This window comes from Streptomyces sp. NPDC005774, assembly GCF_042871645.1.
Taxonomy (GTDB): Bacteria; Actinomycetota; Actinomycetes; order Streptomycetales; family Streptomycetaceae; genus Streptomyces; species Streptomyces pratens.
Genome location: NZ_JBIAIV010000030.1, coordinates 1 through 19,741 on the forward strand (window position 1 = coordinate 1; position 19,741 = coordinate 19,741).

The 19,741-nt window shown below is 71.1% G+C and carries 20 protein-coding genes; 7 read left to right on the forward strand and 13 right to left on the reverse strand.

Annotation, left to right across the window (positions count from 1 at the left end):
- Positions 1-177: 177 nt before the first annotated feature.
- The 6 genes from ACFYQA_RS24615 to ACFYQA_RS24640 all read right to left on the reverse strand — a co-directional run bounded on the left by ACFYQA_RS24615 (position 178) and on the right by ACFYQA_RS24640 (position 8,543).
- The gene (locus ACFYQA_RS24615; RefSeq protein WP_388921680.1) at positions 178-2,415 is read right to left on the reverse strand and encodes a SpoIIE family protein phosphatase; all 2,238 of its coding nucleotides are present in this window, start codon (positions 2,413-2,415) and stop codon (positions 178-180) included.
- Positions 2,416-2,745: 330 nt separating this feature from the next.
- Complete coding sequence (locus ACFYQA_RS24620; protein ID WP_388921683.1) at positions 2,746-3,477, reverse strand: DUF402 domain-containing protein; 732 nt, start codon at positions 3,475-3,477, stop codon at positions 2,746-2,748.
- Positions 3,478-3,627: 150 nt separating this feature from the next.
- Positions 3,628-5,031 (reverse strand): class II fumarate hydratase, encoded by a 1,404-nt coding sequence (locus ACFYQA_RS24625; protein WP_388921897.1) that lies wholly within the window; start codon positions 5,029-5,031, stop codon positions 3,628-3,630.
- A 175-nt stretch (positions 5,032-5,206) separates the two neighbouring features.
- Complete coding sequence (locus ACFYQA_RS24630) at positions 5,207-5,398, reverse strand: hypothetical protein (RefSeq protein WP_388921686.1); 192 nt, start codon at positions 5,396-5,398, stop codon at positions 5,207-5,209.
- Between the two features lie 31 nt (positions 5,399-5,429).
- The gene (locus tag ACFYQA_RS24635) at positions 5,430-6,398 is read right to left on the reverse strand and encodes a M28 family metallopeptidase (RefSeq protein WP_388921689.1); all 969 of its coding nucleotides are present in this window, start codon (positions 6,396-6,398) and stop codon (positions 5,430-5,432) included.
- 441 nt (positions 6,399-6,839) lie between these two features.
- The gene (locus ACFYQA_RS24640; RefSeq protein WP_388921692.1) at positions 6,840-8,543 is read right to left on the reverse strand and encodes a fumarate hydratase; all 1,704 of its coding nucleotides are present in this window, start codon (positions 8,541-8,543) and stop codon (positions 6,840-6,842) included.
- 272 nt (positions 8,544-8,815) lie between these two features.
- Between ACFYQA_RS24640 and ACFYQA_RS24645 the strand changes: the two genes are divergently transcribed.
- Together ACFYQA_RS24645 and ACFYQA_RS24650 are read left to right on the forward strand one after the other, a co-directional pair.
- Positions 8,816-9,511 carry a DUF1707 domain-containing protein gene (locus tag ACFYQA_RS24645; RefSeq protein WP_388921695.1) on the forward strand — a complete coding sequence of 232 codons (696 nt, stop codon included), beginning with the start codon at positions 8,816-8,818 and terminating at the stop codon, positions 9,509-9,511.
- Positions 9,512-9,697: 186 nt separating this feature from the next.
- Complete coding sequence (locus ACFYQA_RS24650) at positions 9,698-10,075, forward strand: WhiB family transcriptional regulator (RefSeq protein WP_065002061.1); 378 nt, start codon at positions 9,698-9,700, stop codon at positions 10,073-10,075.
- 251 nt (positions 10,076-10,326) lie between these two features.
- On the opposite strand, the gene glpX is transcribed toward ACFYQA_RS24650, so the two are convergent.
- Entirely contained in the window at positions 10,327-11,361 is a 1,035-nt protein-coding gene (gene glpX / locus ACFYQA_RS24655) for a class II fructose-bisphosphatase (protein ID WP_055596342.1), read from the reverse strand.
- Between the two features lie 125 nt (positions 11,362-11,486).
- Between glpX and ACFYQA_RS24660 the strand changes: the two genes are divergently transcribed.
- Complete coding sequence (locus ACFYQA_RS24660) at positions 11,487-12,014, forward strand: DUF4245 domain-containing protein (RefSeq protein ID WP_388921698.1); 528 nt, start codon at positions 11,487-11,489, stop codon at positions 12,012-12,014.
- A 127-nt stretch (positions 12,015-12,141) separates the two neighbouring features.
- Here the strand turns inward: ACFYQA_RS24660 and ACFYQA_RS24665 are convergent, their stop codons facing one another.
- Entirely contained in the window at positions 12,142-12,732 is a 591-nt protein-coding gene (locus tag ACFYQA_RS24665; RefSeq protein WP_388921701.1) for a malonic semialdehyde reductase, read from the reverse strand.
- Between the two features lie 236 nt (positions 12,733-12,968).
- Between ACFYQA_RS24665 and ACFYQA_RS24670 the strand changes: the two genes are divergently transcribed.
- Positions 12,969-13,181: a DUF4287 domain-containing protein gene (locus ACFYQA_RS24670; protein ID WP_388921703.1), complete on the forward strand. Its 213-nt coding sequence runs from the start codon at positions 12,969-12,971 to the stop codon at positions 13,179-13,181.
- A 97-nt stretch (positions 13,182-13,278) separates the two neighbouring features.
- Here ACFYQA_RS24670 and ACFYQA_RS24675 read toward each other — a convergent pair whose 3' ends face one another.
- Positions 13,279-13,569, reverse strand: coding sequence for an exodeoxyribonuclease VII small subunit (locus ACFYQA_RS24675; RefSeq protein ID WP_388921705.1), 291 nt, complete (start codon positions 13,567-13,569; stop codon positions 13,279-13,281).
- 9 nt (positions 13,570-13,578) lie between these two features.
- A complete protein-coding gene (xseA, locus tag ACFYQA_RS24680) occupies positions 13,579-14,787 on the reverse strand; it encodes an exodeoxyribonuclease VII large subunit (protein ID WP_388921708.1) in 1,209 nt (402 codons plus the stop codon).
- Positions 14,788-15,060: 273 nt separating this feature from the next.
- On the opposite strand from xseA, the gene ACFYQA_RS24685 reads away from it, so the two are divergent.
- Complete coding sequence (locus ACFYQA_RS24685; RefSeq protein WP_388921712.1) at positions 15,061-16,089, forward strand: 4-hydroxy-3-methylbut-2-enyl diphosphate reductase; 1,029 nt, start codon at positions 15,061-15,063, stop codon at positions 16,087-16,089.
- Positions 16,090-16,214: 125 nt separating this feature from the next.
- Positions 16,215-16,961, forward strand: coding sequence for a polyphosphate--glucose phosphotransferase (ppgK, locus tag ACFYQA_RS24690; protein ID WP_388921715.1), 747 nt, complete (start codon positions 16,215-16,217; stop codon positions 16,959-16,961).
- Between the two features lie 37 nt (positions 16,962-16,998).
- On the opposite strand, the gene ACFYQA_RS24695 is transcribed toward ppgK, so the two are convergent.
- Entirely contained in the window at positions 16,999-17,637 is a 639-nt protein-coding gene (locus ACFYQA_RS24695; RefSeq protein WP_388921718.1) for a DUF6542 domain-containing protein, read from the reverse strand.
- A 182-nt stretch (positions 17,638-17,819) separates the two neighbouring features.
- Here ACFYQA_RS24695 and ychF point away from each other — a divergent pair, with 182 nt between their 5' ends.
- Complete coding sequence (gene ychF / locus ACFYQA_RS24700; protein WP_388921721.1) at positions 17,820-18,908, forward strand: redox-regulated ATPase YchF; 1,089 nt, start codon at positions 17,820-17,822, stop codon at positions 18,906-18,908.
- Between the two features lie 176 nt (positions 18,909-19,084).
- On the opposite strand, the gene ACFYQA_RS24705 is transcribed toward ychF, so the two are convergent.
- Both ACFYQA_RS24705 and ACFYQA_RS24710 read right to left on the reverse strand, forming a co-directional pair.
- Positions 19,085-19,477, reverse strand: coding sequence for a twitching motility protein PilT (locus ACFYQA_RS24705; protein WP_388921724.1), 393 nt, complete (start codon positions 19,475-19,477; stop codon positions 19,085-19,087).
- Positions 19,474-19,740, reverse strand: coding sequence for a hypothetical protein (locus tag ACFYQA_RS24710; RefSeq protein WP_109376801.1), 267 nt, complete (start codon positions 19,738-19,740; stop codon positions 19,474-19,476). Before ACFYQA_RS24710 ends, ACFYQA_RS24705 begins: the two co-directional genes overlap by 4 nt.
- Position 19,741: the final 1 nt, after the last annotated feature.

The window sequence follows — 19,741 nt, forward strand, 5'->3', positions numbered from 1 at the left end:
GGGCGCGGGACCCCCCGCCCCCCCCCGCGGGGGCCCGCTGGGTGACCACAGCCGTGCAGGCTGGGTTCCTGTCCGGGGGGGGGGGGGGGGCGCCCCGCCCCCCCCCCCCCCCCCCCCCCCCGTCGTCGGCACCCTTCGGACACCGTGGTTCGGGTGCCGTGGTTCAGTTTCCGTGGTTCAGCCGCCGTGGTTCAGCTCGAACCACACGACCTTGCCGGTGCTCAGCCGGGTCGCGCCCCAGCGGCGGGCCAGGCGGTTGACCAGGTAGAGGCCGCGGCCTCCCTCGTCCGTGGCGCGTGCCTGGCGGAGCCGCGGGAGCTGGGGCACGTCGTCACCGACCTCGCAGCGCAGGACGTCCGTACGCAGCAGCCGCAGGGTGACCGGGCGGGAGGCGTACCGGACGGCGTTGGTGACCACCTCGCTGACCAGCAGTTCCACCGAGTCGCTCAGGTCCTCCATGCCCCACCGGGACAGCGCCTTGCGGGCCAGCCGGCGGGCCCGGCCGGGAGCGGCGTCCTCCGGCTCGAGGAACCAGTACGCCACGTCGTTCGGCGCGATCCCGTCGAAGCGGGCGGCGAGCAGCGCGATGTCGTCGTCCCGGTCGCCCGGACCGAGCATGTCGAGCACCTCGTCGCACAGCGCCTCCAGCGGCGGCGGATGGTCCGCGCCGGTCAGCTGCGCGGTCGCGGCGAGCTTGTCGCGCAGCTGGTCGATGCCGGTCCACACGTCCCGCAGCCGGGACTCGACCAGGCCGTCCGTGTAGAGCAGCAGCGTCGCCCCGGCGGGCGCGTCCAGCTCGACCGCCTCGAAGTCCACGCCGCCGACGCCGATCGGGGCGCCCGCGGGCACCCGCAGAACCTCGGCCCGCCCGCCCAGATGCAGCAGAATGGGCGGCGGATGACCGGCGTTGGCGATGGTGATGCGGTGCGCGACCGGGTCGTACACCGCGTACAGGCAGGTTGCCATGCGGTCCGCGCCGAGCCGCTGCGCCTGCTCGTCCAGGTGGTGCAGCACCTCCTGCGGCGGCAGGTCGAGCCCGGCCAGGGTCTGGGCGGTGGTGCGGAGTTGGCCCATGATCGCGGCGGACGTCATGGAGTGCCCCATGACGTCGCCGACGACCAGCGCGACCCTGCTGCCGGGCAGCGGGATGGCGTCGTACCAGTCCCCGCCCACGCGTGCGGTCTCGGCGGCCGGCAGATAGCGGGAGGCCAGCCGTACGCCGGTGCAGCGCGGCAGGTTCTCCGGCAGCATGGTCCGCTGCAACTCGTCCGCGATGTACGCCTCCCGCCCGTACAGCACCGCCTTGTCGATGCCGAGGGCGCTGTGTGTGGCGAGCTGGGCGGCGACCAGCAGGTCGTCGGCCTCGAAGGCGATGCGTTCGGGGCCGCGCAGGAACAGGGCCGCGCCGATCACCCGGCGTCGGCCGCGCAGCGGCGCGAGGATCGCCCGCTGACCGTCGGGGACGGTCGACTCGGCGCCCTCGCCGAGGAGTTCGGGCAGCGCGGCGCGCGCGGCGGGCGCGTCCGTGAACACCGGCCGTACGCCGCGCAGCACTTCGGCGAGCGCGCTGCCGGGCCGCACCGTGCACCGCTCCGAGCCGATGGAGTCCAGCTCGGAGCGCGCGGGCGCGGCGGCCGACGCGAAACCGCCCTCGGTGTCGCGCTCGGCCGGGATCCGGTCGCTGCGCCGCAGCCGCAGCACCAGCGGGCCGGTGGGCCGCTCGTCACCGACCGGCAGCGGTTCGCGCAGATAGACCAGGATGGTGTCGGCGAAGGTGGGAACGGTGGCCCGGCACAGGCCCATCACGATCTCTTCGAGATCGATGCCGCGGGCGATCCGCCGGGTCGCGGCGCCGACGAACCTCAGCCGGTCCCCGTCCCGCCGCATCGGGGTGGGTTTCCCGGGCGGGGTGATCTGACCGGTGCGGCGCTCGAGGCCGTCGGGGACGGGCGCGGAGCGGTCCTGGGGCGCCGGTCCCCGGGACCCGCGGTCCTGCTCCCCCCGCTCCTGGCCCTCTTGCTCCTCGGGCGCACCGCGGGGGGCCGGAGGAGCCGCTGCCGGGTGGTCCGCTGCCGGGTGGTCGTGCACGTCGGGTTTCTGTCCTCCGGCCGGCTGGAGCGGGATGCCCTCGGACGCGGGCCGAGGTCGATGGGTGTCGGGTTCGGAATTCTGCCCGGCGTGCGGCTGGGAGTGCTCGGCGCCGGGCCCGGCCGTACCCGACGACGCCAAGGACGCCGGCGAAGCCGGAGGAGCCGGCACGGACGACGACGGCGGCGGCGATGACGACGATGTCGAGCCGGGCCCGTGTGCCGGTGCCGGGGCAGGCAGGAACACCCCGTGGGCATCCGCGGGGGTGACGCCCGGATCCGGGCGCTCGTAGGAGGTCGGCTGCTCCGTCACGCGTGTCGAGTCCATCCGTCCGGGGCCACGGCCCGTTCCTCACATTCCCGCCTGCCCCGTGAACGTGAGGCCAAGGACGCACGCCGTGCACACCGTACGTCCCGCCGGAACTCCGATACCCGCAATGCGTGCCCCCGGAACGGAATCCCCGCGGGGTGAGCGCGTGCTCCTGTGCCGCCTGCGGGCCGTCCCCGGCCCGCACCGGTAGTGCCGTACCCCTCGCTCACGTCCTGCCGCCCCTCGGTGACGTTCGGTCAAGCCCAGCGCGTGCTCCGGTAGTTGTTGTCGCCCGGTGCCTTGCGGAGGACGATCCTACGTTTCCCGGCCCGGGGTGCATCAAGAGTCTCATGACGACAGATGCGTAGGCGTGCGGTCCCAGTCCGGTGGCAGTGAAGGTACCGCCCAGGACGGATCCGGGCGCCAGTTCTGCCAGCCGTCCGAGAACGGGGCTCCCCACCGGGAGATCACGGCCACCGCGTCCCGGCCCGCCCGGCGCACTCGGCCGGCCAGTGCGGCGTCCACCAGTCCGTCCCGCTGGGCCTGCGTGAACTCGTCCTCGTCCCGCCAGTGCCAACTGTGGTCCGGGTGTACGGAGATGTCCAGGAAGTGATCCTCGGAATCCACCCCACCGGCCCAACGGGCCAAGGGTTCCTCCAGATTCACGTACCAGTTCTTGAACCGCCAGCCCTGGTCCCAGAACAGCCACACCGACCAGGGCTCACCGGGCCGGGCCAGCTTCAGCACACCGGTCCCGGCCCAGCGGTCGCGCTGGACCGTCCGGGGTTTGGTGTACCGGGTCCGGAGGGGTTCCTGGTGCACGGGAGTGCCGTCGGCGAGCACCGGCTTCACGCACTCGGTGCCGGGTGCCATCCACGCGGCGAGCAGCCCCGGATCGTCGCGCACGACCGTGACGGGGCGCGCGATGTGCAGGCGCGCGCCACCGTTCTCCCGGTAGCGCCACAGCACCTGCGTCCCGGGCGCCCAGTGTCGGTCCGGACCGACCGCCGCCGTCGCGCCGCGTCGGTCCTGGCGTGGGCCGCCCTCTTCCCCGTGTCCTGTCGCTCCGCCCTCTGTCATGGGCAGATATTAGGTGCCCCGGGCACAGACCGCTGCGGTCCCCGTCACGCTTCACCCGTGCGGTACACCGGGGACATGACGGGGACATGGCGGGGGTGCAGCGGAGAGACGGCGAGGGCGTGGCGGGGGGAGCGTCTCAGCCGCGCCGCTTCACGGGCGCGTCATCCGCAGGACGTCCAGGGCCTCGTCGAGCTGCTCCGCGGTGAGGTCGCCGCGCTCGACGTACCCGCCCTCCAGGACCACCTGGCGGATGGTCTTCCGCTGTGCCAGCGCCTTCTTGGCGACCTTCGCGGCCTCCTCGTAGCCGATGTACTTGTTGAGCGGGGTGACCACGGACGGCGAGGACTCGGCGTACTCACGGGCACGCTCACGGTCGGCCACGATCCCGTCGACCGTACGGTCGGCGAGCAGCCGGGAGGCGTTCGCGAGCAGCCGGATCGACTCCAGGACGTTCTTCGCGATGACGGGCAGCATCACGTTGAGCTCGAAGTTGCCGGACGCGCCCGCGGTGGCGACCGCCGCGTCGTTGCCCATGACCTGCGCGCAGACCATGAGCACGGCCTCCGGGACGACCGGGTTGACCTTGCCGGGCATGATCGAGGAGCCGGGCTGGAGGTCGGGCAGGGTGATCTCGGCGAGACCGGTGCGGGGGCCCGAGGCCATCCACCGCAGATCGTTGGCGATCTTCGTCAGTCCGACCGCGATCGTCCGCAGCTGACCGCTGGTCTCCACGATGCCGTCCCGGGCGCTCTGCGCCTCGAAGTGGTCGCGGGCCTCGGTCAGCGGCAGCCCGGTGGCCTCGGCGACCTCCTCGATGACGGCGGCCGAGAATCCGGGCGGGGTGTTGATGCCGGTACCGACGGCGGTCCCGCCCAGCGGCAGCTCGGCCAGCCGCGGCAGGGAGGCGTGCAGCCGCTCGACCCCGTACCGCACCTGGGCCGCGTACCCGCCGAACTCCTGCCCGAGGGTGACGGGTGTGGCGTCCATCAGGTGCGTACGCCCCGACTTCACCACGTCGGCGAACTCCTCGGCCTTGCGTTCCAGAGAGGCCGCGAGGTGCTCCAGGGCCGGTACGAGGTCCCGGGTGACGGCGGCGGTGGCGGCGATGTGGATCGAGGACGGGAAGACGTCGTTGGACGACTGCGAGGCGTTGACGTGGTCGTTGGGGTGCACGGGGCGCCCGAGCCGCTCGGTCGCCAGGGTGGCGATGACCTCGTTGGTGTTCATGTTGGACGAGGTGCCCGAACCCGTCTGGAACACGTCGACGGGGAAGTGCTCGTCCCACTTCCCCCCGGCGACCTCCCCGGCCGCCTCGCCGATCGCCTCGGCGATGTCCTTGTCCAGCACACCGAGGCGCGCGTTCACCTTCGCCGCGGCGCCCTTGATCCGGGCGAGGGCCTCGATGTGGGCGCGTTCGATGCGCTGCCCGGAGATCGGGAAGTTCTCCACGGCCCGCTGCGTCTGCGCCCGCCACTTGGCGTCGGCCGGTACCTTCACCTCCCCCATGGAGTCGTGCTCGATGCGGTAGCGCCGGTTGTCGTCCGTGGTTGTCATCGTCATACCTCCGAAGATCACAGCAGTGGCGTGGGCCGGGGGTATTCCCGTCGTCCCCTCGCCAGCATCGCGCGCGGGTACCCGGAACGGGCTCCGCCCCGCCGCGAGGGGCGGCGGGGCGGAGCACTGCGTGGAGGCCGGCGCCGGCCAGGTGCCCGGAGGCACACGTCGTCGGTCAGAAGGCCCGTCCGCGGGGACGCGCTCTCACCGGCCGCGGGGAGACGGCCACCCGGCGGCCCGTGTACGCCGTCGGGCCGACCGGGCGCCGCACGCATCCGCTGCGGGCGTCGGCGTCGGCGTCGGACGGCATGGTGAGCGTGCCGCCGTCGGCCTGGGCTTCGGCCTCGACCGCGGACCTGCCGGACACCGCCGGACCGAGACCCGGAGGTTTCCTGGCTTCAGGAGACGGCCTGCTGCCAGAGGGTGTGGGCGATGCCGTCGGCCGCGCGGTTCAGGCCGGTGGTGTTGACGTTGGTGAGGGTGTCGCAGGACCGGTGGTAGCAGGGGTCGTAGGCGGAAGCGGCCGTGCCGCCCCATTTGGCGGCCTGTGCGGACGTCTTGCGGGCACTGGCGCCCATCGCGTAGCCGGAGGTGGGGATGCCTGCCTGCTGGAAGGGGTAGTCGTCGCTGCGCCCGGCGCCCTCGGTGTTCTCCTCGGGCTGCAGGCCCAGCGAGTCCCAGTACGCCTTCATCGGCGCGGCGGCCGACGTGGTGATGCGGTTGATGAAGTAGCCGCCGTTGGTCGAGGCGACCATGTCGAAGTTGTAGTACGCCCGGATCCTGGAGCGCTGGGTGGAGGACAGCGAACGGACGTAGAACTCCGAGCCGTTGAGGCCCTGCTCCTCGTCGGTCCACCAGGCGAAGCGGACCCGGTTGCGCATGGCCGGGTTCTGCTGGGCCAGGGTCAGGGCGTTCTCCAGGAGTGCGGCCGAGCCGGAGCCGTTGTCGTTCATGCCGGGGCCCGCCGAGACGCCGTCGAGGTGGGCGCCGAACATGTACACGTTGTTCGCGTCGCCCTGCGGCCACTCGGCGATGAGGTTGGGGCCGGCTCCGCTGGTGCAGCCGGAGGTGCAGGGCTGCTCGGTGACGGTGTAACCGGCCGCCTGCAGCTTGCCCTTCACGTAGGCGACCGAGTCGCGGTACCCCTGGGTGGTGGAGCGGCGGTTGCCGCCGTTGCGGCCGGCGATGGCGCTGAGCTCGCTCAGGTGCGCCCGCACCTTCGTCACGTCGACGTCGGGCGCGGCGAGCGCGTTCACGGGGAGGGCGGACCGGCCTGTGTCCGCGGGAGCGGCGGCCGCGGCGGGGAGTGTTCCGCAGCCGAGCACGACGGCGAGGGAGAAGCTCGCCACGGCGAATCGTCGTCTCACACTGTCTCCTTCGGGAAGTGGCCGTGGGGTGGGCCACTGGGAGTCCGACATAGCGTGTGCATGTCAGATTGGCGAGAAGACTCACAGCAGAGGTCGAGGGAGTCAACGGAAACGGGGCCCGCGCGGACAGGTTGTCCAAAAAAAGAACATGGCGTCCGCTATCCGGGCGCGCGGGACTCCGCAGCAGCCCCCACAGGCGTTTCCGGGGTCGGGACCGGGGCCGGGGCCTGCCGTGAGGGTGCGGTCGGTGTCGAGCCGTCCCGGCCGGTCGAGGATGAACTGCGGGCGGCGGGCCGCCCCGGCCCGTCCGGCGTTCGAGTGCGGGGCCCGTTCAGGGCCGAAGGGGGTCCGGGGAGCGGCCCCGGAGACGGGGAGGGAAGAGGCGGCGGGAAGGGGAGGGGCGGCGGGAGCTGAAACCCTCGACCGCCGCCCCCCGGGGCACTACGCCAGCCCCGGCCCCCGCACCGGGATCGACGTGAACGTCGGCTGCTGCGGCGAAGGATCCTGGAAGAAGTCGTTGCCCTTGTCGTCGACGACGACGAACGCCGGGAAGTCCTCGACCTCGATCTTCCAGACCGCCTCCATGCCGAGCTCCTCGTACTCCAGGACCTCGACCTTCTTGATGCAGTCCTGGGCGAGCCGGGCGGCCGGCCCGCCGATCGAGCCGAGGTAGAAGCCGCCGTGCGCGTCGCACGCGTCGGTGACCTGCTTGCTGCGGTTGCCCTTGGCGAGCATCACCCTGGAGCCGCCGGCCGCCTGGAACTGCTCGACGTAGGAATCCATACGGCCGGCCGTCGTCGGGCCGAAGGAGCCGGACGCGTAGCCCTCGGGTGTCTTGGCCGGACCGGCGTAGTACACCGGGTGGTCCTTGAGGTACTGCGGCATCCCCTCGCCCGCGTCCAGCCGCTCCTTGATCTTGGCGTGCGCGATGTCGCGGGCCACCACCAGCGGACCGGTGAGGGAGAGGCGGGTCTTGACCGGGTACTTGGTGAGCTCCGCGAGGATGGCGTCCATCGGCTGGTTCAGGTCGATCTTGACAGGCTGTCCATCGGCGGCTCCGCCGCGGGCACCCTCGGTCTCGAGGTGCTCGTCCGTCGTCTCCGGGAGGAACCGCGCGGGGTCCCGCTCCAGCTGCTCGAGGAAGACACCCTCGGCGGTGATCTTCGCGACGGCCTGGCGGTCGGCGGAGCAGGAGACCGCGATCGCGACCGGGCAGGAAGCGCCGTGCCGCGGCAGCCGGACCACGCGGACGTCGTGGCAGAAGTACTTGCCGCCGAACTGCGCGCCGATGCCGATCTTCTGGGTCAGCTCGAAGACCTTGTCCTCCAGCTCCTTGTCGCGGAAGCCGTGACCCAGCGGGGAACCCTCGGTCGGGATCTCGTCGAGGTAGTGCGCGGAGGCGTACTTCGCGGTCTTCAGCGCGTACTCGGCCGACGTGCCGCCGACGACGATCGCCAGGTGGTACGGCGGACAGGCGGCCGTGCCGAGCGAACGGATCTTCTCCTCCAGGAACTTCATCATGGAGGACTCGTTCAGGACGGCCTTGGTCTCCTGGTAGAGGAAGCTCTTGTTCGCGGAGCCGCCGCCCTTGGCCATGAACAGGAACTTGTAGGCGCCGCCGTCGGTGGCGTACAGCTCGATCTGGGCGGGGAGGTTGGTGCCGGTGTTCTTCTCCTCCCACATGGTCAGGGGCGCCATCTGGGAGTAGCGGAGGTTGAGGTTGCGGTACGCGTCGTAGATGCCCCGGGACAGGGCCTCCTCGTCGCCACCCTCGGTGAGGACGTTCTGGCCGCGCTTGCCCATGACGATCGCGGTGCCGGTGTCCTGGCACATGGGGAGCACGCCCGCCGCCGCGATGTTGGCGTTCTTCAGCAGGTCCAGGGCGACGAACTTGTCGTTGGACGACGCCTCGGGGTCGTCGATGATGCGGCGCAACTGGGTGAGGTGGGCGGGGCGCAGATAGTGCTGGATGTCGCGGATGGCCTCTTCGGCGAGCTTGCGCAGCGCCTGAGGCTCCACCTTGAGGAAGGTCCGCCCGTCGGCCTCGAAGGTGGAGACACCTTCGGAGGTCACCAGCCGGTAGGGGGTGGTGTCCTCTCCCATGGGGAGCAGATCGGCGTACTCGAACTCAGGCATCTCGCCCATTCCTCACTCGACAGACGGCCGCCCGCCGACGTTGGCGGGCGCCCACCAGCGTAGGACCTGCCGCCGGGGGTGAGCCTGTGAGGTTGTCCTCAGTAGCGGTCGGTCACCGCCTCATGGCTTCCCGTCGGGTCACCTCATGGCCTCCTGCCGGGCCGGTGGGGCTGATGGGTCCGATGGGCTCCGTCCGGCCGGTCCGGTGGTTCCCGAGTCGTTCACGAGGAGTTGACGACGGGGGGTAGTCGCGATCTATCGCGTTTGGGTAAGCTGCCGTCGTGGACCTTCAGAAGCACGCCCAGCCGCAGGACAGTGCACCGCGGGACGCCGAGCTGCGCGTCTCGGACGCCGACCGCGACCGTGTCGCCGACCTTCTGCGCGAGGCCCTCGCCGAGGGCAGGCTGTCCCCCGACGAGCACGCCGAGCGCGTCGAGGGCGTGCTGGCCGCCAAGACCGCCGGAGAGCTCGAGGTGTTCGTCCGGGACCTGCCGGGCGCCCACCAGCGGCGCGCGGTCCCTGCCTCGGCGCCCAGCCGGCCCACCGCGGGCGCCATCCCGATGGACCCCGACGACAACGTGGTGGCGGTCTTCAGCGCCGCCACCCGCAAGGGTCGCTGGCGGGCCGGCCGCCGCATCCATGTGTACGCGATCTTCGGCAACGTCGAGATAGACCTCAGCGAGGCGATTTTCGAGCACCAGCAGGTCATGATCAAGGCCTTCTCGGTCTTCGGCAACGTCGAGGTCCGCGTCCCGGAGAACGTGTCGCTGCGCGGCTTGGGCGGTGGTGTCCTCGGCAACTTCGAGGTGGCCTCGCTGGACTCGGACGACCCCGAGGCACCGGTGGTCTACGTGGACGGCTGGGCGGTGCTGAGCAATATCGAGGCGCGGCCCAAGCGGGGCAAGCTGGTGGCGGACATCCTCGACCGGGTGCAGCGCTCGGTGGACAAGGGTGTGCGCAAGCGCCAGGACCGTTGACGGTCGTGAAGCGGGACGGGCGGAGGCGCTGAAGCGGAGGTGCTCCGTCCGTACGGCTCGGAGGCGGCGGGGCCGAATTCCGTTGTCGGAAGCGGCGGTTCGGGACTCAGTGCATAGGCGCACGCACAGCGGGTAAGCCTTGCTGCATCGTCTCTCGCTCGCGAAGCCGTCGTCAGGAGTAGACCCGTGCCGCAACCGCCGCATTCGTCCCTGCAGGTAGCTGCCGTTCCGGCCCAGCGGGTGCCGACGCGAGACAGGGACCAGGACGCGCCCTGGCACACCGAGGCGGTGTGCCGACGCGACGAGGCAGGACTGTTCTTCGCCCCGTCGAAGGAGCCCACGGCCGCCAGGCTCTCCCGTGAGGAGGCCGCCAAGCGGGTCTGCGCCCGCTGTCCGGTGATGGTCGAGTGCAGGGAGCACGCCCTGCTCCAGCCCGAGCCCTACGGCGTCTGGGGCGGCCTGACCGCCGCCGAGCGCCGTGTGGTCCTGGCCCGACGCCGCCGCCGGGACGTGGAACTCCAGAAGACGGCCCGCACCGGCGGCTCCATCGCGGCAGCAGGCTGACCGGCCCCCGCAGCCTGGCGCGAGGCACGTTTCCGCCCCCGGGAGGACTCACCGGGGCGCGGGGGACTGCGCGACGCCCGCTGCACGGGGGCACCCGTCCCACGCTGTGGGCCACAAGGGGCGCGGGGGACTGCGCGCCCGGCCACAGCGTGCGGGTCCGCACCGTTCGACGAGACCGCCGGCGGCTCCCGGCGACCCACGGACCGCACACCCGTGGGCCGCCCGCACGGCCTTCGTCGAACCAGGCGGAGCTACTTGGCGCGGTCGAAATCCACCGCGCTGTAGGCGCGCAGCTTGCTCAGCCGGTGCTCGGAGTCGATCCGCCGCACCGTGCCCGACTTGGACCGCATCACGATGGAGTCGGTCGTGGCGGTCTCGGACCGGTACCGCACACCGCGCAACAGCTCGCCGTCGGTGATGCCGGTGGCCACGAAGAACACGTTGTCGCCGGTGACGAGGTCGGCATCGGTCAGCACCCGGTCGAGGTCGTGCCCCGCGTCGATCGCGCGCTGCCGCTCCGCGTCGTCCTGCGGCCACAGCTTGCCCTGGAGGGTGCCGCCGAGGCACTTCACGGCACAGGCCGAGATGATGCCCTCGGGGGTGCCGCCGATGCCGAGCAGCAGATCGATGCCGGTGCCCTCGCGCAGGGCGAGGATCGAGCCGGCCACGTCACCGTCGGAGATCAGCTTGATGCGCGCCCCGGTCTCCCGGATCTCCTTGATGATGCCCTCGTGCCGGGGCCGGTCGAGGATCACCACCGTGACGTCCTCGGGGGTGACCCGCTTGGCCTTGGCGACCCGCCGGATGTTCACGGCCACCGGCGCGTCGATGTCGACGAAGTCGGCGGCCTCGGGCCCGGTGACCAGCTTGTCCATGTAGAACACGGCCGAGGGGTCGAACATCGAGCCGCGTTCGGCAGCGGCCAGTACGGCGATCGCGTTGGTCATGCCCTTGGCGGTCAGCGTGGTGCCGTCGATCGGGTCGACGGCGATGTCGCACTCGGGCCCGGTTCCGTCGCCCACGCGCTCCCCGTTGAAGAGCATCGGGGCTTCGTCCTTCTCGCCCTCGCCGATGACGACGACGCCGTTCATCGAGACGGTGGAGACGAGGGTGCGCATGGCGCGTACCGCGGCACCGTCGGCGCCGTTCTTGTCGCCGCGCCCGACCCAGCGCCCGGCGGCCATCGCAGCGGCCTCGGTGACCCGGACGAGTTCCAGGGCGAGGTTGCGGTCGGGGGCTTCGGAGGGCACATCGAGCTCGGACGGCAATTGATGGTGTTCGGTCATCGGAGCGCACCTTTCTGTACGACGACGGCCGGATGAGGGTGTTGCGTCAGACTCTAGCGCCGGGTGGACAGAATGAGCAGGGCCCCCCACGGATGAGCGGACCGGGCACCTGCGACGATAGGGGCGTGGCAGGAACGAACAGCATCCAGAAGTCGGCTCGGGACATGATTCTCTCCCTGAGTCTCATTTTGCTCGCCGCGGGAGTGATCTGGCTGTTCATCCCGCACGACGACAGTGAGCCCGACCTCAAACGGGTCGACTACCGCGTCGACCTGCTCACCGCGCGCCGCGCCGCCACCTATCCGGTGGCCGCGCCCGAGGGTCTGTCCGAGGCGTGGAAGCCCACCTCCGTCCGTTTCCAGGGCGAGGAGTTCGATGCCTGGCACCTCGGCTACCGAGCCCCCGACGGGGAGTACGTGGCGGTCGAGCAGTCGACTCGGAAGCCGGTGGTCTTCATCGAGGACGAGACCCAGGGCGCGGAGAAGACCGGGAAGACGCAGCAGATCGACGGCAGGACCTGGACCCGGTACGAGGGCGATCAGTACGACGCGCTGGTGCTCGAGGACGAGGGCTCGACCACGGTGGTGACGGGCACGGCGTCCTTCGCCCGGCTGACGGAGATGGCCGAGGCTCTGCGCAGCGAATCCGACTGACCGGTTCGCGACGAACCGAGTGCGCGGGGACCGGTGGACAGCAGACACACGGCAGGACCCCCCGACATGGGCAGGACCCCCCGACATGACATGTCGGGGGGTCCTGCCGTATGCCGTGAGGCGACGATCAGACGGTGGTGACGACCTGGTCGTACTCCAGGCGCGGGCTGCGCGGGAACCAGGCGTCCTCGCCGGGGCGGCCGATGTTGACGACCGCCAGCGGGGTGTGGTCGTCGTCGAGGAACTCCTTGCGGATGCCCTCGAAGTCGCAGCCGGTCATCGGGCCGGCGGCCAGACCAGCGGCACGCACGCCGATGATGAAGTAAGCGGCCTGCAGGGCGGCGTTCAGGGAAGCCTGGCCCTCGCGCATCGAGCGGTCGCCGGCGAACATGTCCTTGGCCCCGGGGAAGTGCGGGAAGAGCTGCGGCAGCTCCTCGTGGAACTCGTTGTCCGCGGAGAGGATCGCGACCAGCGGGGCGGTGGCCGTCTTGGCCGCGTTGCCCTCCGCCATGTGCTGAACGAGACGCTCGCGGGCTTCGGGGGAGCGGACCAGGGTGACGCGCAGCGGCGAATTGTTCATGGAGGTCGGGCCGTACTTGACCAGGTCGTAGATGGCCTGCACCTGCTCGTCGGTCACCGGCTCGTCGGTGAACGTGTTGGCGGTGCGCGCCTCGCGGAAGAGCAGGTCCTGAGCGGCGGAGTCAAGAACGAGAGACATGCGTGAACTTTCTGGGGGGAGCGTCGGCCCCGCGCGGTCGGCGCGAAACCCTTGATGAGAAAACCGTACGACAAGGAAGTTCAAAGTTCAACAAAAAATGGAACGCGGTGATCTGCTTCACAAGGAAACCGCGCTGTGGTGACGCGCGCCACATCGACCCGGCGATCATTTCCTCGGCCACCCGCGGTCTTCAAGGGCAGCACGCCGCCACTCATCCGGGAGAGGACCCACCTGACATGACCGACACCGTCAAAGGACCCGCCAGTTACTTTCCGTCGATCGAGAAGAAGTACGGCCGTTCGATCACGGAGTGGAAGGAGCTGATCCGCTCCTCGCCGCTCGTCAAGCACATGGAGCTGGTCGCCTGGCTCAAGACCGGGCACGGCCTGGGTCACGGGCACGCGAACGCCCTCGTCGCCCACACACTGGCCGAGGACAACGCCCAGTAGCCCCGGCCGCCGAGACGGGCCGGCTCACCGGAGCGGGACCACCCTGGCGGGCCGGGCCGGACGTGGGCGGGCCGGGCGCGGGCGGACCGGGCGTGGACTACCGCCCCCCGTCCCCGTCCTCCGCCCGTCCCACGCCGGCGGTCTCCTCCGCGAGTGCAGCGTCCAGCCGGGCCCGCGCCCCGTCCAGCCGGTTCCGGCACACCTTGGCGAGTTCCTCGCCCCGCTCCCACAGCGCGAGCGACTCCTCCAGCGTCGTACCGCCCGTCTCCAGACGGCGTACGACCTCGATCAGCTCGTCCCGCGCCTGCTCGTACCCGAGAGCCTCGGCCGCGGCCTCCGCCTGCCCCGTCCGGTCCGCCTGCCCCGCCTGCTCCGTCTTGCTGGTCATCCGCCCACCCTACGCATCGACTCGGACACTGAACTCGCCCTCGGACACCCGTGCCCGCAACACCTCACCGGCCTCCACCTCGCCCGGATCACGCACGGCGTGGCCGTCGGCCCGCTGCAGCACGGCGTACCCGCGCTTGAGCGTCGCGGCGGGGGAGAGGGCCACCACGCGTGCGTGCGTGTGCGTCAGTTCGGAGTCGGTCCGGTCCAGCTGGTGCCGCAGGGAGCGCCGGGCCCGGTCGAGCAGCGTGGTGACCTCCTCGGCCCGCCCGTCGATCATCCGGTGCGGTTCCTCCATCGAGGGCCGGGCCAGCGCCTGCGCCAGCCCCCGCTCCTCCCGGTCGACGAACGCCTGGACGCAGCGCCGCGCACGGTCGCGCAGCAGCCGCACCCGCTCGTACTCCTCGCCCACGTCCGGAACGACCCTCTTGGCCGCGTCCGTCGGAGTGGAGGCCCGTACGTCGGCGACATGGTCCAGGAGCGGGTTGTCCGGCTCGTGCCCGATCGCGGAGACGACCGGCGTACGGCAGTCCGCCACCGTCCGCACCAGTTGCTCGTCGGAGAACGGCAGCAGGTCCTCCACGCTGCCCCCGCCCCGCGCCACGACGATCACGTCCACCTCGTCGACCGCGTCCAGTTCCTTCACGGCCTGGACGACCTGCGGCACCGCGTGTACGCCCTGCACGGCGACATTGCGCACCTCGAAGCGGACGGCGGGCCAACGGCGGCGGGCGTTCTCCAGCACGTCCCGCTCGGCGGCCGAGGCACGTCCGCAGACCAGCCCGATCAGCCGCGGCAGGAACGGCAGCGGCTTCTTCCGCTCGGGGGCGAAAAGTCCCTCCCGCGCGAGGGACTTCTTCAGCTGCTCGAGGCGTGCGAGCAGCTCCCCGACCCCGACCGGCCTGATCTCGGCGGCTCGCAGCGACAGCTGCCCGCGCGGGGCGTACCACTCGGGCTTGCAGTGCACCACGACCCGCGCGCCCTCGCCGACGACGTCGGAGACGGCGTCGAACACCTGCCGGTAGCAGGTCACGCCGACGGAGATGTCGTACGAGGCGTCCCGCAGCGTCATGAACACCACCCCGGCGCCCGGTCGCCGCGACAGCTGGGTGATCTGCCCCTCGACCCACACCGCGCCGAGCCGGTCGATCCACCCCCCGATGAGCCGGGACACCTCACCGACCGGGATGGGCGCTTCCGCAGACGTGTTGACAGCCATGTCGCGAGACTAGTCCGAGCCACCGACACAGCCGGCCACCATCGGGCGCCCTGTGCCCGTGCCCGCCCTGTGCCCGTGCTCGCCCTGTGGCCCTGTGGCCCTGTGGCCCCGTGCCTGTGCCCCTGCACCGCTCACCCATGCGCCCGGTGCGCCCGTACGCCCTGCTTGCCACCCCCGTACGCCCTGCTCACCGCCCCCGTGCACCCGGAATCCGGACCGGCCCGAAGCCTCCCCCCGGACGCGATCACCGGGCTGCCGGACATGGCCCTTACGATGGGACGCATGACCGCTTCGCCTGGCCGCCGTGTCCTGCTCGCCGCCCCCCGGGGCTACTGCGCGGGCGTGGACCGCGCCGTGATCGCCGTCGAGAAGGCCCTGGAGCAGTACGGGGCCCCCGTCTACGTCCGGCACGAGATCGTGCACAACAAGTACGTGGTGCAGACCCTGGAGAAGAAGGGCGCCGTCTTCGTCGAACGGACGGAGGAGGTGCCGCCGGGCAGCATCGTCATGTTCTCCGCGCACGGCGTGGCCCCCGTCGTCCACGAGGAGGCCGCGCGCGGCCGGCTCGCCACCATCGACGCGACCTGCCCGCTGGTCACCAAGGTGCACAAGGAAGCGGTCCGGTTCGCGGAAGAGGACTACGACATCCTCCTGATCGGGCACGAGGGCCACGAAGAGGTCATCGGCACCTCCGGCGAGGCCCCCGACCACATCCAGCTCGTCGACGGCCCCGAGGACGTCGCCAAGGTCGAGGTCCGTGACCCGTCGAGGGTCGTCTGGCTCTCCCAGACCACCCTCTCGGTGGACGAGACCATGGAGACCGTCGACGCCCTCAAGGACAAGTTCCCCCAGCTCATCTCCCCGCCCAGCGACGACATCTGCTACGCCACGCAGAACCGCCAGCTGGCGGTCAAGCAGATGGGCGCCGAGGCGGACCTGGTCATCGTGGTTGGCTCGCGGAACTCCTCCAACTCCGTGCGGCTCGTCGAGGTCGCCAAGCTCGCGGGCGCCCGCGACGCCCACCTGGTGGACTTCGCCGACGAGATCGACGAGTCCTGGCTGGAGGGCGTCTCCACGGTCGGCCTCACCTCGGGCGCCTCGGTGCCGGAGGTGCTGGTCGAGCAGGTCCTGGAATGGCTCGCGCAGCGCGGCTTCGAGGACGTCGAGATCGTCAAGGCCGCCGAGGAGTCCATCATCTTCTCGCTGCCGAAGGAGCTGCGCCGCGACCTGCGCGAGGAGGCGGCGGCCCTGGTGGCGGAGCGTGGTGGCACCGGGCCGGGAGAGGCCCCGGCGTCGGCGTAGTGCGCCGACGGACGGTGGGGATCCGGGGGGATGTGACGGCGTCACGTCCCCAATCCTCACCTCATGTCCGATTGGTGACGGCGTTCGGTTCGGTGACCGTTCACGGCCCGGCTTAACGTGGTTCCATGCAGATCTTCGGTGTGGACATCGGCGGGTCCGGGATCAAGGGTGCCCCGGTCGACCTGGACAAGGGGGACCTGGCGCAGGAGCGCTACAAGGTCCTCACCCCTCAACCGTCCACGCCGGACGCGGTGGCCGACGGGGTCAAGGAGGTCGTGGACCACTTCGGCTGGACCGGCCCGGTCGGGGTCACCTTCCCGGGCGTGGTCACCGACGGCACCACGATCCGTTCGGCGGCCAACGTCGACAAGAGCTGGGTCGACACCGACGCGCGGGTCCTGCTCGGCGACCGCCTCGGCGGTCTGCCCGTCACCGTCGTCAACGACGCGGATGCGGCGGGCGTCGCCGAGATGAACTTCGGTGCCGCGAAGGGCCGCCGGGGCACGGTCATCCTGCTGACGTTCGGTACGGGCATCGGCAGCGCCGTGTTCGTGGACGGCGTCCTGGTCCCCAACACGGAGCTCGGCCACCTGGAGCTGCACGGCCACGAGGCGGAGAAGCGGGCCTCCAGCAAGGCCAGGGAGGACCACGAGCTGACGTGGGAGCACTGGGCGCACCGGGTGCAGAAGTACCTGGCCCACGTGGAGATGCTGTTCTCGCCGGAGCTGTTCGTGATCGGTGGCGGGGTCAGCCGCAAGTCCGAGAAGTTCCTGCACCACATCGAGGGCATCAAGGCCGAGATCGTCCCGGCGCAACTGCAGAACAACGCGGGCATCGTGGGAGCGGCGATGCGGGCGGCCACGGGCAGGTAGGCACATATGGGCACCGGGGTCGCCGGCCGCCCGGATGTCAGGCCTGGGCCCGGCTCCGGGCGGCGGCGGTCCGCCGGTTGATCGTACGGATCATGCGCATCCGCCGGCCGAGCACGATCGCACAGGCGATCAGGGTCCCCCCGTACAGCCAGCCGGCCTGGGTGGCGAGCCCCGTCACCAGGCCCATGAGCCGGCCGCCGATCCCGCCGTCGCCCTCGTCGGCGACCGGGGCCAGGCCCAGGGCGAAGGAGATCGGGACGACCACGGGCGCGGTGAGCAGGTCCCCCTCGCGCACCCACAGCGCGGTGAGCACGCACACCGGCAGGAACAGCACGCCGTACACGGTCTGGGACATCCCGAACAGCAGCGCGACGAGGAATCCGAGCGTCAGCATCACGAGCCCGCAGAAGAGGCCTCCGCCGAGCCCGGTGAGCCGGGGGTTCGGCAGCCACCGGGCCGCGGGGGAGGGGGCGGGCCGGGGGACCGGAGCGGACCCCCGGAGGTCCGGAGCGGGTCTGCGCTGCGCCGGGCGGGCGGGCCGGGCGGAGCGCGCGACACCGCCCCCGGGGGTCCGCCCCGCCTGCGGAGGCAGCGGCGGCCGGGGCGGCTGGGGCGGCTGGGGCGGCCGGTCACGTGGCGGTCCGTACTGAGCAGGTCGCGTGCTGTGTTGCTCCACTGGACCAACTTAGGTCTGTTTATGTGCCGAATGAACCGTCGGACACGCCGGGGAGCGAAGGCTGTCCATGCGTTCGATTTACCGACGGGGTGCGGAGCGGGTACGCCGTAGACTGGTGGATCGGCCCACGCGCCCAGCCGGCCGGTCCTCGCCCCCCATCCTCACGTACGGGAAGTCGCAACGTGTCGCTCACGATCGGAATCGTCGGTCTGCCGAATGTCGGCAAGTCGACCCTGTTCAACGCCCTGACCAAGAACGACGTGCTGGCGGCCAACTACCCGTTCGCCACCATCGAGCCGAACGTCGGCGTGGTCGGTGTCCCCGACGCCCGGCTGACGAAGCTCGCGGAGATCTTCGGCTCCCAGCGGATCCTCCCGGCCACGGTCGACTTCGTCGACATCGCGGGCATCGTCCGCGGCGCCAGCGAGGGCGAGGGCCTCGGCAACAAGTTCCTGGCGAACATCCGCGAGTCCGACGCGATCTGCCAGGTCATCCGCGCCTTCCAGGACGAGAACGTCGTCCATGTCGAGGGCAAGGTCTCGCCGAAGGACGACATCGAGACGATCAACACCGAGCTGATCCTCGCCGACCTGCAGACCGTCGAGAAGGTCCTGCCGCGCCTGCAGAAGGAGTCGCGGATCAAGAAGGACATCGCGCCCAAGGCCAAGGCGGTCGAGGAGGCCAAGGAGATCCTGGAGAAGGGCGACACGCTCTTCACGCACGGCATCGTCCAGGGCAGCGAGCGCGCCGAGCTCCTGCACGACCTGCACCTGCTCACCACCAAGCCGTTCCTCTACGTCTTCAACGTGGACGAGGACGAGCTGACCGACGAGGACTTCAAGAACGAGCAGCGCGCCCTGGTCGCCCCCGCCGAGGCGATCTTCCTCAACGCCAAGCTGGAGGCGGACCTCGCCGAGCTGGACGACGAGGACGCCATGGAGCTCCTGGAGTCGGTCGGCGCCGAGGAGCCCGGCCTCGCCACCCTCGCCCGCGTCGGCTTCAGCACCCTCGGCCTGCAGACGTACCTGACCGCAGGCCCGAAGGAGTCCCGCGCCTGGACCATCAAGCGCGGCGCCACCGCCCCCGAGGCCGCCGGAGTCATCCACACCGACTTCCAGAAGGGCTTCATCAAGGCCGAGGTCATCTCCTTCGCCGACCTCGTCGAAACCGGTTCGGTCGCCGAGGCCCGCGCCAAGGGCAAGGCCCGCATGGAGGGCAAGGACTACGTCATGCGCGACGGGGACGTGGTGGAGTTCCGCTTCAACGTGTAGTGCCTGATTCCTTGATCGCCGGAAGAGGCTGGTCGGGGTAGGGAACCCCAGGTCAGGGGCCAGGTCTTCGGGTCTGGCCCCTTCCTGTTTTCTCCTGCGGATTTGGGCCGTTTCCGGGTCGTGTGCTGACTTGGTGCTGACCCTCCGGCCGGGTGTCAGCCGGGGATCACGGGAGGTCAGACGGTGCGGATGACGGGGGCGGGCTTGATGTCCTGGGCGTCGATGAGGGTGCGGATGTCGTCCGGGTCGGAGGTCCAGATGATGGCGCCGAGGGTGGCGGCCATGACGACGACGGTGGCGTCGACGACATCGGCAGTGCCTGCCTTGCCGCACAGGATGCCCGCAGCCTTGGCGGTCTCCAGGCCCACGGGCGCGACATCGCATCCGGCGAGGAACTTGCCGAGCCGGACCTGGCGCCGGGAGTCCCGCCACGCTTGGCTCACGACGACAGAGGGGACGTGGATGTCCCGGCCGTCCTCCAGAGCCAGATGGTGGCGGGCCCACATGTGCCGGTCGCCGTTGTCGATGGCGATGAGCGCACCGGCGTCGTACAGGTAGGGGATGTTCACGCGGCCGAGGCCCTCGAGCTGCTGAGGTACTCGGCGTCGGCGTCGGCCATCTCGGAGCGGGCGGCGGCGAGCTCTTCGGGGGTGAAGCCTCCGTGCTCCGCCTGCCACTCCTGGACCACGGCCCGTCCGGCTCGCAGCCGCAACTCTCGCTCAGCTGCTCCGGCGACGAGCCGGGACAGCGGGATGCCTTCTTCCTCGGCGGCGCCCGCCAGGGCCGCGACCAAGGATTCATCGAGGGTGATCGTCACCTTCTTGGTAGCCATA